13 protein-coding genes and 2 riboswitches are annotated in these 13,615 nt (G+C 31.2%); of the genes, 12 read left to right on the top strand and 1 reads right to left on the bottom strand.

Annotated features, from left to right (window positions below):
• Window positions 1-6 precede the first annotated feature (6 nt).
• The 10 genes from ccsB to ACFCYN_RS15190 all read left to right on the top strand — a co-directional run bounded on the left by ccsB (window position 7) and on the right by ACFCYN_RS15190 (window position 10,220).
• On the top strand, window positions 7-1,173 hold the full coding sequence (gene ccsB / locus ACFCYN_RS15235) for a c-type cytochrome biogenesis protein CcsB (protein ID WP_172444091.1): 1,167 nt from the start codon (window positions 7-9) through the stop codon (window positions 1,171-1,173).
• Between the two features lie 235 nt (window positions 1,174-1,408).
• Entirely contained in the window at window positions 1,409-2,128 is a 720-nt protein-coding gene (locus ACFCYN_RS15230; RefSeq protein ID WP_098121009.1) for a response regulator transcription factor, read from the top strand.
• Window positions 2,128-3,915: an ATP-binding protein gene (locus ACFCYN_RS15225; RefSeq protein ID WP_172444092.1), complete on the top strand. Its 1,788-nt coding sequence runs from the start codon at window positions 2,128-2,130 to the stop codon at window positions 3,913-3,915. The genes ACFCYN_RS15230 and ACFCYN_RS15225 overlap by 1 nt, the downstream gene beginning before the upstream one ends.
• Before the next feature lie 175 nt (window positions 3,916-4,090).
• Window positions 4,091-4,264: riboswitch (cobalamin riboswitch) on the top strand.
• Between the two features lie 123 nt (window positions 4,265-4,387).
• Window positions 4,388-5,347: an ABC transporter substrate-binding protein gene (locus ACFCYN_RS15220; RefSeq protein ID WP_172444093.1), complete on the top strand. Its 960-nt coding sequence runs from the start codon at window positions 4,388-4,390 to the stop codon at window positions 5,345-5,347.
• Window positions 5,313-6,365 carry a FecCD family ABC transporter permease gene (locus ACFCYN_RS15215; RefSeq protein ID WP_375950202.1) on the top strand — a complete coding sequence of 351 codons (1,053 nt, stop codon included), beginning with the start codon at window positions 5,313-5,315 and terminating at the stop codon, window positions 6,363-6,365. The genes ACFCYN_RS15220 and ACFCYN_RS15215 overlap by 35 nt, the downstream gene beginning before the upstream one ends.
• Window positions 6,362-7,147: an ABC transporter ATP-binding protein gene (locus ACFCYN_RS15210; protein ID WP_375950200.1), complete on the top strand. Its 786-nt coding sequence runs from the start codon at window positions 6,362-6,364 to the stop codon at window positions 7,145-7,147. The genes ACFCYN_RS15215 and ACFCYN_RS15210 overlap by 4 nt, the downstream gene beginning before the upstream one ends.
• Window positions 7,148-7,181: 34 nt before the next feature.
• Window positions 7,182-7,751, top strand: coding sequence for a cob(I)yrinic acid a,c-diamide adenosyltransferase (locus ACFCYN_RS15205; RefSeq protein WP_098170908.1), 570 nt, complete (start codon window positions 7,182-7,184; stop codon window positions 7,749-7,751).
• 316 nt (window positions 7,752-8,067) lie between these two features.
• Window positions 8,068-8,214, top strand: coding sequence for a hypothetical protein (locus tag ACFCYN_RS15200; protein ID WP_172444096.1), 147 nt, complete (start codon window positions 8,068-8,070; stop codon window positions 8,212-8,214).
• A 116-nt stretch (window positions 8,215-8,330) separates the two neighbouring features.
• Window positions 8,331-9,239 (top strand): phosphotransferase, encoded by a 909-nt coding sequence (locus tag ACFCYN_RS15195; RefSeq protein ID WP_375950199.1) that lies wholly within the window; start codon window positions 8,331-8,333, stop codon window positions 9,237-9,239.
• 64 nt (window positions 9,240-9,303) lie between these two features.
• Window positions 9,304-9,439: riboswitch (FMN riboswitch) on the top strand.
• A 214-nt stretch (window positions 9,440-9,653) separates the two neighbouring features.
• A complete protein-coding gene (locus ACFCYN_RS15190; RefSeq protein ID WP_172444098.1) occupies window positions 9,654-10,220 on the top strand; it encodes an ECF transporter S component in 567 nt (188 codons plus the stop codon).
• A gap of 162 nt (window positions 10,221-10,382) precedes the next feature.
• On the opposite strand, the gene ACFCYN_RS15185 is transcribed toward ACFCYN_RS15190, so the two are convergent.
• Complete coding sequence (locus ACFCYN_RS15185; RefSeq protein ID WP_056466764.1) at window positions 10,383-10,631, bottom strand: ferredoxin; 249 nt, start codon at window positions 10,629-10,631, stop codon at window positions 10,383-10,385.
• Between the two features lie 322 nt (window positions 10,632-10,953).
• Here ACFCYN_RS15185 and ACFCYN_RS15180 point away from each other — a divergent pair, with 322 nt between their 5' ends.
• Both ACFCYN_RS15180 and ACFCYN_RS15175 read left to right on the top strand, forming a co-directional pair.
• Entirely contained in the window at window positions 10,954-12,027 is a 1,074-nt protein-coding gene (locus ACFCYN_RS15180; RefSeq protein WP_375950196.1) for a YpbB family protein, read from the top strand.
• Window positions 12,014-13,531 (top strand): RecQ family ATP-dependent DNA helicase, encoded by a 1,518-nt coding sequence (locus ACFCYN_RS15175; RefSeq protein ID WP_375950194.1) that lies wholly within the window; start codon window positions 12,014-12,016, stop codon window positions 13,529-13,531. The genes ACFCYN_RS15180 and ACFCYN_RS15175 overlap by 14 nt, the downstream gene beginning before the upstream one ends.
• Window positions 13,532-13,615: the final 84 nt, after the last annotated feature.

Here is a 13,615-nt window from a genome sequence, read left to right as displayed (position 1 = left end):
GAAAATATGTACGAGCTAAGTAGTAATTTTTTATTTACCGCGTTTATTTGTTATATTGTAGCTACTTTCTTTTTTGGCGGCTCGATGAAAACAAATGATAATGGTCCTAATAAATGGGGTACTATTGGTATTTCTGTAACGATTATTGGATTTTTATCACAACTTACTTATTTTGTTACTAGATGGATTGCAGCAGGACATGCACCTGTTAGTAATCTATTTGAATTTATTACATTCTTTGGGATGATGTTGATTTTTGCGTTTATTATGATTTATTTCATGTATCGCTTAAATATAATCGGACTTTTCGCATTACCATTGTCGATTATTATCATTGCTTATGCAACAGTATTTCCACATGAAGTTAAGCCATTAGTTCCTTCTTTAAAAAGTTATTGGTTATACATTCATGTAACGACTGCGGCATTAGGAGAAGCTATTTTAGCTATTAGTTTTATTACAGGTCTAATTTATTTAATTAAAAATATCAATCAAAAAGTTTCAAATAAGAAAACATTTTGGTTAGAAGCTGTTTTATACTTCTTAGTAACTGTTGTTGGTTTTATCGTTATTTCAACGGCATTTTCTGCATCAGGCTACGAAGCAAAGTATACTTGGATCAATAAAGATAAAGTTCAAGAAGAAATGGTTTATAATCTACCTTCACTAGTAGGACCTCATAAAGGTGAATTAAAAACAGAAGGTAAATTTGAAGCTCTTGCAGAAGTGCCAGCTATGGTGAATGCTAAAAAATTGAACACAGTAATTTGGTCAATCTTTGCAGGTGCAGCATTATATGCAATTATTCGTTTAATCCTTAGAAAACGAATTGGAGCATTTTTACAGCCTTTTGTTCAGAAGGTAGATAGTGAATTATTAGATGAAATTGGATATCGTGCTGTTGCGATTGGTTTTCCAGTATTCACTCTTGGTGGACTAATCTTTGCCATGATTTGGGCTCAAATTGCTTGGACGAAATTATGGAGTTGGGATCCAAAAGAAGACTGGGCATTAATAACTTGGTTATTCTATGCAGTTTTCCTACATCTTCGTTTTAAACGAAATTGGCAAGGGGAAAAATCTGCATGGCTAGCTGTTATCGGATTTGCGATTATTATGTTTAACTTGATTGCAGTTAACTTAATCATTGCAGGTTTACACTCATACGCATAATAAAAAGATGTGCTAAAAACCCCCGTAAAGGAAATTAATTTTTCCATGGCGGGGGTTTTTCTACGTTAAGAAAAGAAAGTTTAATAAACAATTTCTTAAGGTCTTCGCTGTTTGATTCTGGATTTTTTCACTAATTTATGGAAATAATAAATTAAGAATTATGTAAAAATGTTCACAAATTGTACTAGAATATACGATTTTTATTATGTAAAATTATGAAGAGGGGGTTATATGCATGGAACAAAATATAAAAATATTAATAGCAGATGATGAAGATCGTATTAGACGATTATTGAAAATGTATTTGGAACGTGATGGATATAGTATTGATGAAGCTGATAATGGTGAAGATGCTTTAAATTTAGCATTAAAAAATGAATATTCATTGATTGTACTAGATTTAATGATGCCAAAAATTGATGGAGTTGAAGTTTGTAGGGAATTACGAAAAACTAAAACAACGCCAGTCATCATGCTAACGGCTAAAGGTGAAGAAACAAATCGTGTTCAAGGTTTTGAAGTTGGTACGGATGACTATATCGTTAAACCTTTTAGCCCACGTGAAGTAGTACTTCGAGTAAAGGCTCTATTAAGACGTGCTTCTCCAGTACCGGTGTTTACTTCAGATAATACTTCTGCAAAAGATATAGTAGTGTTTCCGCATTTAACGATCGATAATGATGCTCATAAAGTAATTGTGGCAGGTGAAGATATAAGCTTAACGCCAAAAGAATATGAGTTATTGTTATTTTTAGCGAAATCACCTGAGAAAGTATTTGATCGAGAAACATTGTTAAAATCTGTATGGCAGTACGATTTTTTTGGGGATTTACGAACAGTTGATACACATGTCAAACGACTTCGAGAAAAATTAAGTAAGAGCTCTGAAGATGCTGCAAAAATGATTGTCACAGTATGGGGCGTGGGTTACAAATTTGAAGTAGGTCAGGAGTAATGATTCTAAGAAGTTTAGTTGGAAAGCTTTGGCTTACAATTATATTATTAGTATCCCTTGTGTTATCCTTTCTGACATTTGTCTTAATAGGTTTTTTTGAAAAATTTTATATTGACCTTCAAGTCCAAAATATGAAAGATGACGCTTCGAAAATTGCACAATTAATAGAAAATGGCCAACCAATTTCAAATATTGAATATTTATCAAATAATATTGTGAGTAGGTATTCAAGAGTAATTATTTCGATTGATGGTCAGAAACCGTGGTATTCAAACAATACATATGGAATACAAGATTTACCTTTTAAAGAAATACAAAATGATGATGTATTAGACCAAACACTAACTAAAGATAAAGAGGTTAGTAAAAGACTAGTCTACGGTGAAAATAGTGAAAGGGAAAAATTAGTTGTTGGTGTGCCGTTAAATGCTAATGCAAAAAATGGAGCTGTATTTGTTTACCAAACATTGCAACCTGTTAAAGTAATGATTCACCAAACAACTAATTTTGTTTTGCTCGCTGCATCAATTGGAATCGTATTAACAACATTTTTCTCTTTTTTCCTTTCATCAAAAATTACAGCACCGTTAAGAAAGATGAAAGAAGTTGTGGGTAGTATGACTTCGGGTAATTTTAATGTGAAAGTGCCAATCCATTCAAGTGATGAAATTGGAGAGTTAGCTTACTCATTTAATAAAATGAGTAAACAGTTAAATTTTAATATGAATGCATTAAAGCAAGAAAAAGAAAAGGTTTCTAATATAATTACAAGTATGGTAGATGGTGTTATTTCAATCGATAATGAAGGACGAATTATCACAACAAATCCACCGGCAGAACGCTTTTTAAAAATGCTTAATGATGATTATTTTGAAGAAGAAACCTCGTCACTCGTTTTAACAAAGGAATTACTAGATTTATTTGAATTAGTTGTTGTAAGTGAGAAAAAGCAATTTATTGAATTAAATTTTGATCAAGGTAATTGGCAAGTTTTAATGTCGCCACTTTATAATCAGACAAATATAAGAGGCGTTGTAGCTGTAATCCGAGATGTGACAGAACAAAGGCGTTTGGAGAAGATGAGAAAGGATTTTATAGCTCATGTCTCTCATGAGTTACGTACTCCTATTTCTTTACTACAGGGCTATAGCGAAGCGATTGTAGATGGTGTAGCAGAATCTAAAGAAGAAATGCAAGAGTTGTCACAAATTATTTATGATGAGTCACTTCGAATGGGTAGATTAGTAAATGATTTGTTAGATTTAGCAAGAATGGAAAATGGTTTTACTGAATTGAATCGAGATCATGTCCCATTGATTCAATTTGTAGATCGAATTTTACGTAAGTTCAAAGGGCTAGCAAAAGAAAAAAATATTAAGCTATTTGGTGAAATCGATAATGTTCCACATGTAGATGTATATATCGATGAAGATCGTATGGAGCAAGTTTTTACTAATTTAATTGATAATGCTATTAGACATACAAATGAAAATGGCAGAATAATTGTATCTGTAAGTCAAAATGAAACATCGACAATATTTAGATTCATTGATTCGGGTGCAGGGATTTCAAGTGAAGATTTACCATTTGTGTTTGAACGTTTTTATAAGGCCGATAAAGCTCGTACTAGAGGTAGGAGCGGTACTGGTTTAGGGTTAGCAATTGTTAAAAATATTGTCAATGCGCATGGTGGATCAATCAAGGTTTCAAGTGAGATTGGACATGGAACGACATTTAAAGTGAAAATCCCTCATGATTTACGAATGAACGAAAAAGATGTAGAGTAATCTTGTTTCATATAAAACATTTTTCCTGAGATTTTAGTTTCTAAACTTCAAGTTAAATAAAGTTATGTTTGGACTATTCTTACCTGAGGAAAATAATTGAAATATAGTATTTTACACAACAAATTCTAAATAAAATAATTGAATTCTTACTCGATATATCTTACGATTGAATTAATGAAATATTGATGAGTTTAGTGCAAATATTGCTTAAAAGGGAATCTGGTTACAATCCAGAACTGTCCCCGCAACTGTAATGTGGACGAAACGGCTATCCACTGTTCGAAAAGAATGGGAAGGACGGAGTAGGTTGAAGCAAAGTCAGTAGACCTGCTAAAGTCATCCTTGTTCAATTCTTCGGGGAGTAAGAGTTTGAAGCAGCAGTTGCAAGACTTCTTGTATATGTATGTTGTTTCAGCCCCGTTCATAATGAATGGGGTTTTTTTATGCTTTCCAAAATTTTAGGAGGATTCAAATGAAGAAGTTTTTAGCTAGTTTTATCATGATTATATTGTGTTTAGGTTTATTTGGTTGTACTAATGATACGACACAAAAAAAATCGAATGTAGGTACAAATGAACAAGCTACTTTTCCAATGACGGTTAAAGATGCTACGAAAAAAGAAGTTACGTTAAAAGAAGCGCCTAAAAGAATCGTTTCACTAATTCCAAGTAACACAGAAATCCTTTACTCTATTGGAGAAGGGAAAGAGGTCGTTGGAGTAACAGATTTTGATAATTATCCAAAGGAAGTAAAAAACATTGATAAAGTTGGCGGAAACAATGCTGACATGACTTACAATGTTGAAAAAATTATTTCACTAAAGCCTGATTTAGTATTAGCTCATGAATCAAGTTTAGGAATTTCTGCTGATGGCTTAGAGCAATTAAAACAAGCAGGAATCAATGTGTTTGTCGTTAAAAACGCTGCAACTATTAATGATGTCTATGATACAATTTTACAAGTTGGAGAAATCACCGGTAAAACTAAGCAATCTAAAAAAGTAGTAAGTGGAATGAAAACAAAATTAGATGAAATTAGCAAAAAAACAGCTAAAGCAAGTACAAATCCAAAGGTTTGGCTTGAAATTTCAGGTCCACCAGAAATATATACAGCAGGCAAAGGCACTTTTCTAGATGAAATGATTTCGATTATTCATGCTAAAAATATAGCTGAAAATCAAAAAGGTTGGGTACAGTACAGTGAGGAATCAGCAATAAAAGCAAACCCAGACGTTATTTTAACGACTTATGGTGATTTTACTCCAAACCTAGAAAAAACGATTATAGCTAGAAAGAACTGGCAAACAGTAAGCGCAATCAAAAATAAACGAGTATATGATATTAATGCAGATACAACATCTAGACCAGGTCCAAGACTTGCAGAGGGAGTCGAAGCAATTGCAAAGGCGGTTTACCCAGAGCTTTTTAAATAATACATATTTAATCTTTATCTTTCCAATTATTTTATTAATTTTTCTATTTATTTTAGGGGTTTCGATTGGTTCTACATCGATTCCCTTTTCTTCTATCATTTCTAGCTTTTCGGATGCTATATTTAAAACTAATTATGTTCCAGCAGATATTCAAACAATTGTTATGAATATCCGTGTGCCAAGGGTTTTGTTAGCTGGATTAGTAGGAGCGTGTCTTTCATTAGCTGGAGTCGCGTTTCAAGGTATACTTAAAAATCCATTAGCCGATCCATTTACATTAGGTGTTTCTTCGGGCGCATCTGTAGGAGCAGTGTTTGTTTTATTTTTTCAAATAAGTTTACCAATTGTTACTTACTTTACTTTACCGGTAGTTAGCATTTTATTTGGGTTTGGTACACTATTAATCCTATTATTATTTGTAAGAAAATTAGATCGCTCTTTAAATGTCGAAACAATCATATTAGGTGGAATCATAATCAGTTCATTTTGTTCGGCATTGTTATCATTATTTATTACATTTTCGAATAATGAATTACGTGCAGTTATTGGCTGGTTAATGGGGAATATTGGAAGTAGAGGTATTCAGTATTCTTTAAGTTTACTACCATTTTTAATTGTTTCATTTTTGATTTTATTTAGTCAAAATAGACATCTAGATGCGATGACATTTGGTAGCACAAATGCAAAGAATATTGGTATCGATGTGAAAAAATCTACTTATTTAATTTTGCTAACAGGAAGTATTTTATCTGGTGCAGCTGTAGCGGTATCTGGAACAATTGGGTTTGTAGGGTTAGTTGTTCCGCATTTTACTAGACAGCTTGTCGGTCCACTACATAAAAAATTACTGCCATTATCAATGATAAATGGAGCCATATTTTTAATAGGTTCCGATATTTTATCGAGAGTAGTACTCGCGCCTCGAGAATTACCAATTGGAGTAATTACTTCCTTAATAGGTGCTCCTATGTTTGCGTTTATATTACTATCACTGAAAAGAAATAGAGGAAAAGTATGATTAAAAGTCAAAATATCTCATATTCATATGATGGAATTCATACAGATTTGGATGGACTCACCTATTCGATCAATCAAGGAGAATGGCTAGGAATTATTGGACCTAACGGAAGTGGGAAGTCTACATTTTTAAATATTCTATGTGGACTTTTTAAACCTTCTAAAGGAAATGTTAAGTTAGATGGAGAATTAGTTTCTAGTATGTCTAATAAACAAATAGCTAAAAAGATTGCTGTGTTGTCTCAACAAAATTCCTATACATTTTCATATGAGGTAAAAGAAACCGTGAAATTAGGGCGACTAGCCCACTCTTCTTCTTTTTTTCCTAGTTGGACAGATCATGACGAAACAGCCGTTAGAAGCGCAATGTCAATGACAGGTACTAAGAAGATGGAGAAGAGCTTAATCAATGAAATTAGCGGTGGTGAAAGGCAAAGAGTATTTCTTGCCCAATGCTTTGCACAAGATACCCCATACATTTTTTTAGATGAACCAAGTAACCATTTAGACTTGATGCATACAATTAAAATTTTGGACATGTTAAAGGAATTACAAAAAAATGAGAATAAAACGGTTGTAACCGTCTTCCATGATTTAAATTTAGCAAGTCTTTATTGTGATCGACTATTAGGTTTAAAAGACGGTAAGATTTATATTGAGGGAAAAACAAACTCAGTTTTAACTGAAGACATATTAAAAGGCTTATATGATACTTCTTTTCAAATTTTAGATAACCCTGAAACAAATAAAAAAGTCATTATATATAAGAGTAATGTAATTTAACTTAAATTTATATTGAAAAAAGGAGAGGTTTTTCATGAAAATTTATACAAAAACTGGGGATAAAGGTCAAACGAGTTTAGTAGGTAAACGAGTTGATAAAGATGATTTAAGAGTTGAGTCTTACGGTACAATTGATGAAGTAAATACAATCGTTGGGTACGCAATGACTTATTTAGATCATGAAGATACAAGAGATTTATACAATGCACTACAAAAAATACAACATGAATTATTTGATTGCGGTGGAGACTTAGCAGTCGTTAAGGATAGTATACCTTTTAAAACGACTGAGAAAATGGTTGAAGAACTAGAAACTTTAATCGATGAGTATATGGAAGCAACACCACCATTACAACGATTTATTTTACCTGGTGGATCAAAACCTGCTGCGATCATCCATCAAGCAAGAGCAGTTACTAGACGTGCAGAACGAACAGTCGTTACATTGATGAAACAAGAAAACATACACTTACCAGTATTTTTGTATTTGAATCGACTATCTGACTACTTCTTTGCGCTAGCTAGGTTAATAAATACACGTTTAACGATTAAGGATGTAGAATACGAACGTGGAGCAATTGTATTTCGAACAGATAAAAAATAAATAAAAAGGTAGCGATTGTTTAGTAGAATTTTTCAAAACAATCGCTACTTTTTTGTATAAATCGTTTATTTCAATCATAGAATGATTCAGTGTATCTTTTAGCATTTTAATTTGTCTAGTAATCCGAGTTTCTTATACATATAGAAGAGTTAAAGGATCTGAATGAAAGTTCATGTTAAATGTCAAAAAAAGAGGATCAGGCTATCATAACACAAAATTTTCTTTATAAAGTTAAAAAAACTTTCTTAGTAATCGTCTACTAATGCACAGGGCTGGTCAGAAAACCAAATTTCATGGGTAGGAGGAAAATGATACAATGTTTGATTTTCTTAGAAGATGTTTTTTGATAGTTGTGTTTGTATTAACGATTGGTCTATTGTTTATTGGAGGAAATCGAGAGAAATTAAAGGAAGTAGTTTTAGATAAAAACTTTCACGAATTAAAAATGGTTTCAAATCCTTAAAGTTTAATAAGTTATTGATTGTTTTTAGAACTTCAAATATAAATGTAATTTGCTATTAAATCTGGTAAAGTACATTTATAATGTGAAGTTCTATTTTTGATGTTAAGGAGAAAGAAATGTCTAACATATGGGATCCAGCAATTGTAATGAATGAAGGGTTAGTGAAAGAAATAGTAAAAGAGCAATTCCCTAGAATTACTATAAAAGAAATTAAAAAAATAGGAGAAGGATTTGATAATACTGTTTTTAGCTTAAACAATGAAATCTTACTTAGATTTCCACGCAGAAAAATTGCAGTAACGATCTTAAACGTAGAAAAAAATCTACTCCCGGTAATACATAATCGATTTGAAATGAATACAACCGTGCCAGTACTTGATGGTAAGCCTTCAAAACTATTTCCTTGGCCATATTTAGGTTATAACTATATTTTGGGAAAGCCTCCAACTCGATTGAATAGAAAAGAAAGAATAGCAATGATCGAACCACTCGCAATCTTCTTAAAACAGTTACACTCAATTAATTTAAATGAATTAGTGAAAATTGAACTACCTTACGATGAGCTGAGGAGATTAGATATTAACTTTCGAAAGCCTCAACTAGAAAAATATGTTCAACAAGCAATACGGAACAAATTAATTGTAGATGAACAGAAAATTAACCATTATATTGAAAACTTAGTTGAAATTCATAGTGAGACATCATTAGTGCTTGTTCACGGGGACTTACATTTTAAAAATATTATCGTAAATGAACAAAACCAACTTAAAGGAATAATTGATTGGGGTGACGCTCATATCGGAAAATGTGAGTTAGATTTATCAATTGTATATAGTCTAATTCCGTTTGATCAGAGAGAGTCTTTTTATGAAATTTATGGTAAAGTGTCAGAAGCTTCAAAGAAACTTGCGCAGTTTAAAGCAATTTTTACAACAATTGTACTTTTGGTATATGCACATGATCAAAACGATTATATATTAGTAAATTTTTGCCAAGAAAACCTAAGAAATGCTCTAATTGAATAGGTAGTTTTTTTTATTTACAAACTGTATTTAATTTAGTAACATTAAAAATGTAAATTAATATACGATCTATCTTCGGGGCGGGGTGAGATTCCCCACCGGCGGTAATTAAGCATTGCTTATAAGCCCGCGAGCCTGATTTTTGGGCAGGATCTAGTGCGATTCTAGAGCCGACAGTATAGTCTGGATGGGAGAAGATGGAGGTTCGCAAGTTCAAAAAATTTATCTTTTTGAACGCTTATTTGGCGTGCTGAAAATTCTCCCCTATTTCTATAAATAGGGGATTTTATTTTATTTGCATAATTTAAAATAGTTTTCTTATTTTGATTTGAACTTATAATGCTATTTGCAAATAGTATGCTGCTTAAGCGAACCTTTCATTTTTCTTGATAAGATCGGGAAAAAGGAGAGAGGTAAATGCAACAACGTAACAAAGTAAATATAATGGTGATCGTAGCAATGCTTAGTAGTATTTCATATCTACTAATGTTGATCGAATTCCCAATTCCAATTTTTCCAGATTGGCTAAAACTTGATTTTAGTGAGGTACCAGCTTTAATTGGTGCAATCGTTTTTGGTCCATTTGCTGGCATTGGTGTAGTGTTAATAAAAAACATTCTTCATATTGCGATTAAAGGTACTACGACAGTTGGACTTGGTGAATTAGCTAACTTTATCGCAGGTTTAGTATATATTTTACCTGCTTCGTATTTCTTTCGTAAATATCGCACTATAAAAGGATTAACGATAGGATTAATTGTAGGTACGATCGCAATGACTATAGTTTTAAGTATTTTAAATTATTTTGTGTTATTACCTGCATATGCACATTTCATGCATTATCCACTACCAAATAAAGTCATTGTTGTTTCAATTATGCCATTTAACTTGTTAAAAGGAATTTTAATTATGGTGATAATCTTAGTATTATACCCTAAATTAAAGGTTTGGTTAACTCAAAGAATGAACGTTCATAACGTATAAATAAATTAAAGTGTCTACTAAATTTAGTAGACACTTTTTGTTTTTTGAACCTTATGTGAGCTAATATCTATTAAAGCATACCGTCCTAAGTCTTCGGATTTATGCTTTATCATTAAATTGTTAAATAAAAAAAGCGACGAAATTAATTCGTCGCAGTTTTTACTATTCGAATTTTAAAGCGTCGCCATCGAAAGATTCGTCAGCAACTTTGATTGAATCTGTTGGGCAACCTTCGAATGCATCCATCATGTCATCAACTAAAACGTCTGGAATTTCAACGATTCCTTGGTTATCATCTAGAGTAACGTATGCGATCCCTTCATCATCATAGTCATAGATATCAGGTGCAGCAGCGCCACATGCGCCACATGCGATACAAGTGTCTTTATCAACGATTGTATATTTTGCCATTGTATTGACCTCCCAAATTATTCCCTGTTTTTGTTACAGATACTTTTTTTTGTAATGTACCTGTAAACATTTTAAAACGGTTTCCAAAACTTTTCAATATAATTGTACAAGGTTTTGAAAAAAACGAGAAATGATGAAATCTCAAATAAAATAAATAATGATTTTTATACATAAAAAATGGTTCGGTTGTTGATACATATGATAAGCTAGAAGAAATAATAACTATTTAAAAAAAATGCACAAATATTTTTGTACTACTATTTATTATTTGAAAAAATATTCAAATATATTATTGTTAATAATTATATTCGTGAGGTTTACAATGTTTAAACGATCAATATTGGAAGAAATCATACTTTTTTTAATTCATCGATATAATGGCGAGCGAACTGTTCAAGGTATTTTATATTTATTAAAAGGCAAACAAAGTGCTCAAATTATTCAAGATTCTCATTTTTACAATGTAACATCATTTTTCGGCCTATTTCCATTCCTTACTCAACAGACTATGCAAAACATAATAAATGGTTTAGAAAATATAGGGTATATAAAAATATCTGAACATAAAAATACATATTTATTAAATAAAAATGGGCTAGCTTATATAGAAAATCAAAATTTACAGTTCAAAGAATTCACATTTATAAATGGACTAAGGTTTTCTAGTATTCAAAAAATTTTTTGGAAAAGATTTTCATTGTTCTTTCAAACAATTTCTAACTTAAATATGAATCAAAAGTATTTTAGAGCTGTTAATCAAGATTATGATATCCAAGAATGGGTAAAAAATGTGATTCTAAATTTTGGTGGTAAAAAAACGGAATTAGTTAATTGTTTTTATGAAGACTTACATAAGGCTTTAATGAATTTAAGTGATGATGATGCTTTACTATTTGTTAAGCGTTTATCGGGAGCTAATGCTTATGGAATGACACTAGAACAAACAGCATCTGAAAATAATGAAAGTGTCGAGACGATTTATATTAAATCAATCAACATATTGCACCAAATTCTCACTATTTTAATTGAAAATAAACTTGATTATCCTTTTCTAAGTAAATTTGTTCAAGGTGAAAAAAGTACAAATATAACAAATACTTCGATTGAGACAAAGCGTCTATTTACAGAGGGAAAAACAATTCAAGAAATAGCATCTATTCGTAATTTAAAGCTTAGTACAATTGAGGATCATATCGTAGAGTGTGTATTAAGTGACGAGTTATTTCCAATTGAACAATTTATTACGCCAATTCAATATAGTCTCATAAAAAATAAAATTATTGAGCTCAATACAAGGAAATTAAAAATGATTAAAGAAGCTTTATTAAATGAAGTATCCTATTTTCAAATTCGCATAACACTTGCAAGAATGGGTGATTTACATGGACCTAAATAAAGTTTTATTCGAAAAATTTGGTTATCAGGCCTTTAGGAATAATCAAAAAGAAATCGTTCAAGACTTATTAAACTCAAATGATGTATTAGCGATGCTTCCAACAGGTGGTGGAAAGTCATTGTTGTATCAATTAACTGGGCTACTTTTACCTGGAATTGTTGTGATCGTTTCGCCACTACTTTCACTAATGGAGGACCAAGTCGAACAATTAAAGGCCTTTGGAGATAAGCGAGTCATTGCGTTAAATAGTTTTAGAAGTTTTGATCAAAAAAAATATTTATTAAATAATATAAGTAGCTATAAATTTATTTTTGTTTCGCCTGAAATGCTACAAAATCAATTTTTAATTCAAAAGCTCTCAGCACATAAAATATCATTATTTGTTATTGATGAGGCACATTGTATTTCTCAATGGGGGAACGATTTTAGACCGGAATATAAAACTTTAGGGGAAATAAAGAAGAAATTAAACAATCCGACAGTTTTAGCATTAACAGCAACTGCTAGTGAAAATGTCCGTGAAGAAATAATCGAAACATTAGATTTAAAACATGTACGCAAGTATATTAACTCAGTTAATAGAGAAAATATTGCAATTCAAGTTGATCAAGTGGATTCAGAAATTCAAAAAATCGATAAATTAACGGATTATCTTTCTAAATTAAGAGGTCCAGGGATTGTTTATTGCGGAACAAGATCTACATGTGAAAAAATTTCACATACCATAAAAGAAAAGTTGAATAGTAAAGTTGCATATTACCATGGTGGGATGGAGCATGAACAAAGAATCTTAATCCAACAACAATTTATTAAAAATCAAATTGATATAATTGTATGTACAAGTGCTTTTGGAATGGGAATAAATAAACCGGATGTAAGATTTGTGATTCATTATCAATATCCGACGAATATTGAAAATTATCTTCAAGAAATAGGTCGTGCTGGTCGTGCTGGTGAGCCTAGTATAGCAATTTTACTTGTAGCCGAAGAAGACCACGAATTACCATTAAGACTAATTGATGACGAAATACTTTCAATAAATCAAGTTGAGTCATTTATATCGTATTTAAGAAAATTAGAAGATAATCCGATAAAATTGAATGAGAATTTATTATTAAATTGGAAAACAGTTTTTCAATTTAGTGAAATTCAGTGGACAGTGTTCTATGCTGAAATGGTCAAAAATAAAGTAATTGTAGACGAAAACTTGTATAAAGATCAATTTAATTCTGAGCTTTATGAATCAATTAAAGAATTAATTAACGAAAGGAAAAAAGTAAAATATTTTAAGCTGAAAACGATGATTGATTTTCTTTCTTCCACAACATGTTATCGAGAAAAATATCTTTCTTTTTTTGATGAAATTTTAAATAATAAACCAACTAACTGCTGTAATATTTGTGGTTTATCATTTAAAGATTATTGTTTAAATGATCGTGAGCAAATTGAAAATACAGGGATACTTTCATGGGAACAGGAGTTAAGAAATAAATTGGGGCTGTGAGGAAACGATATGGAGCGTGAATTAAATAATCAAGAAATTCCCGTTAACTACTTAAAGAAAAGTGTCTATAGTACGCAACTTGTC

Origin of the sequence: Gottfriedia sp. NPDC056225 (genome assembly GCF_042267765.1) — a bacterium.
Taxonomy (GTDB): domain Bacteria; phylum Bacillota; class Bacilli; order Bacillales; family Bacillaceae_G; genus Gottfriedia.
This window is presented reverse-complemented; position numbering and strand designations above follow the sequence as displayed.

What these genes read in the sequence shown, in the direction of transcription:
- ccsB (WP_172444091.1), top strand. Translation starts at nt 7, where the DNA reads ATGTACGAGCTAAGTAGTAATTTTTTATTTACCGCGTTTATTTGTTAT.
- ACFCYN_RS15230 (WP_098121009.1), top strand. Translation starts at nt 1,409, where the DNA reads ATGGAACAAAATATAAAAATATTAATAGCAGATGATGAAGATCGTATT.
- ACFCYN_RS15225 (WP_172444092.1), top strand. Translation starts at nt 2,128, where the DNA reads ATGATTCTAAGAAGTTTAGTTGGAAAGCTTTGGCTTACAATTATATTA.
- ACFCYN_RS15220 (WP_172444093.1), top strand. Translation starts at nt 4,388, where the DNA reads ATGAAGAAGTTTTTAGCTAGTTTTATCATGATTATATTGTGTTTAGGT.
- ACFCYN_RS15210 (WP_375950200.1), top strand. Translation starts at nt 6,362, where the DNA reads ATGATTAAAAGTCAAAATATCTCATATTCATATGATGGAATTCATACA.
- ACFCYN_RS15205 (WP_098170908.1), top strand. Translation starts at nt 7,182, where the DNA reads ATGAAAATTTATACAAAAACTGGGGATAAAGGTCAAACGAGTTTAGTA.
- ACFCYN_RS15200 (WP_172444096.1), top strand. Translation starts at nt 8,068, where the DNA reads ATGTTTGATTTTCTTAGAAGATGTTTTTTGATAGTTGTGTTTGTATTA.
- ACFCYN_RS15195 (WP_375950199.1), top strand. Translation starts at nt 8,331, where the DNA reads ATGTCTAACATATGGGATCCAGCAATTGTAATGAATGAAGGGTTAGTG.
- ACFCYN_RS15190 (WP_172444098.1), top strand. Translation starts at nt 9,654, where the DNA reads ATGCAACAACGTAACAAAGTAAATATAATGGTGATCGTAGCAATGCTT.
- ACFCYN_RS15185 (WP_056466764.1), bottom strand. Translation starts at nt 10,631, where the DNA reads ATGGCAAAATATACAATCGTTGATAAAGACACTTGTATCGCATGTGGC.
- ACFCYN_RS15180 (WP_375950196.1), top strand. Translation starts at nt 10,954, where the DNA reads ATGTTTAAACGATCAATATTGGAAGAAATCATACTTTTTTTAATTCAT.
- ACFCYN_RS15175 (WP_375950194.1), top strand. Translation starts at nt 12,014, where the DNA reads ATGGACCTAAATAAAGTTTTATTCGAAAAATTTGGTTATCAGGCCTTT.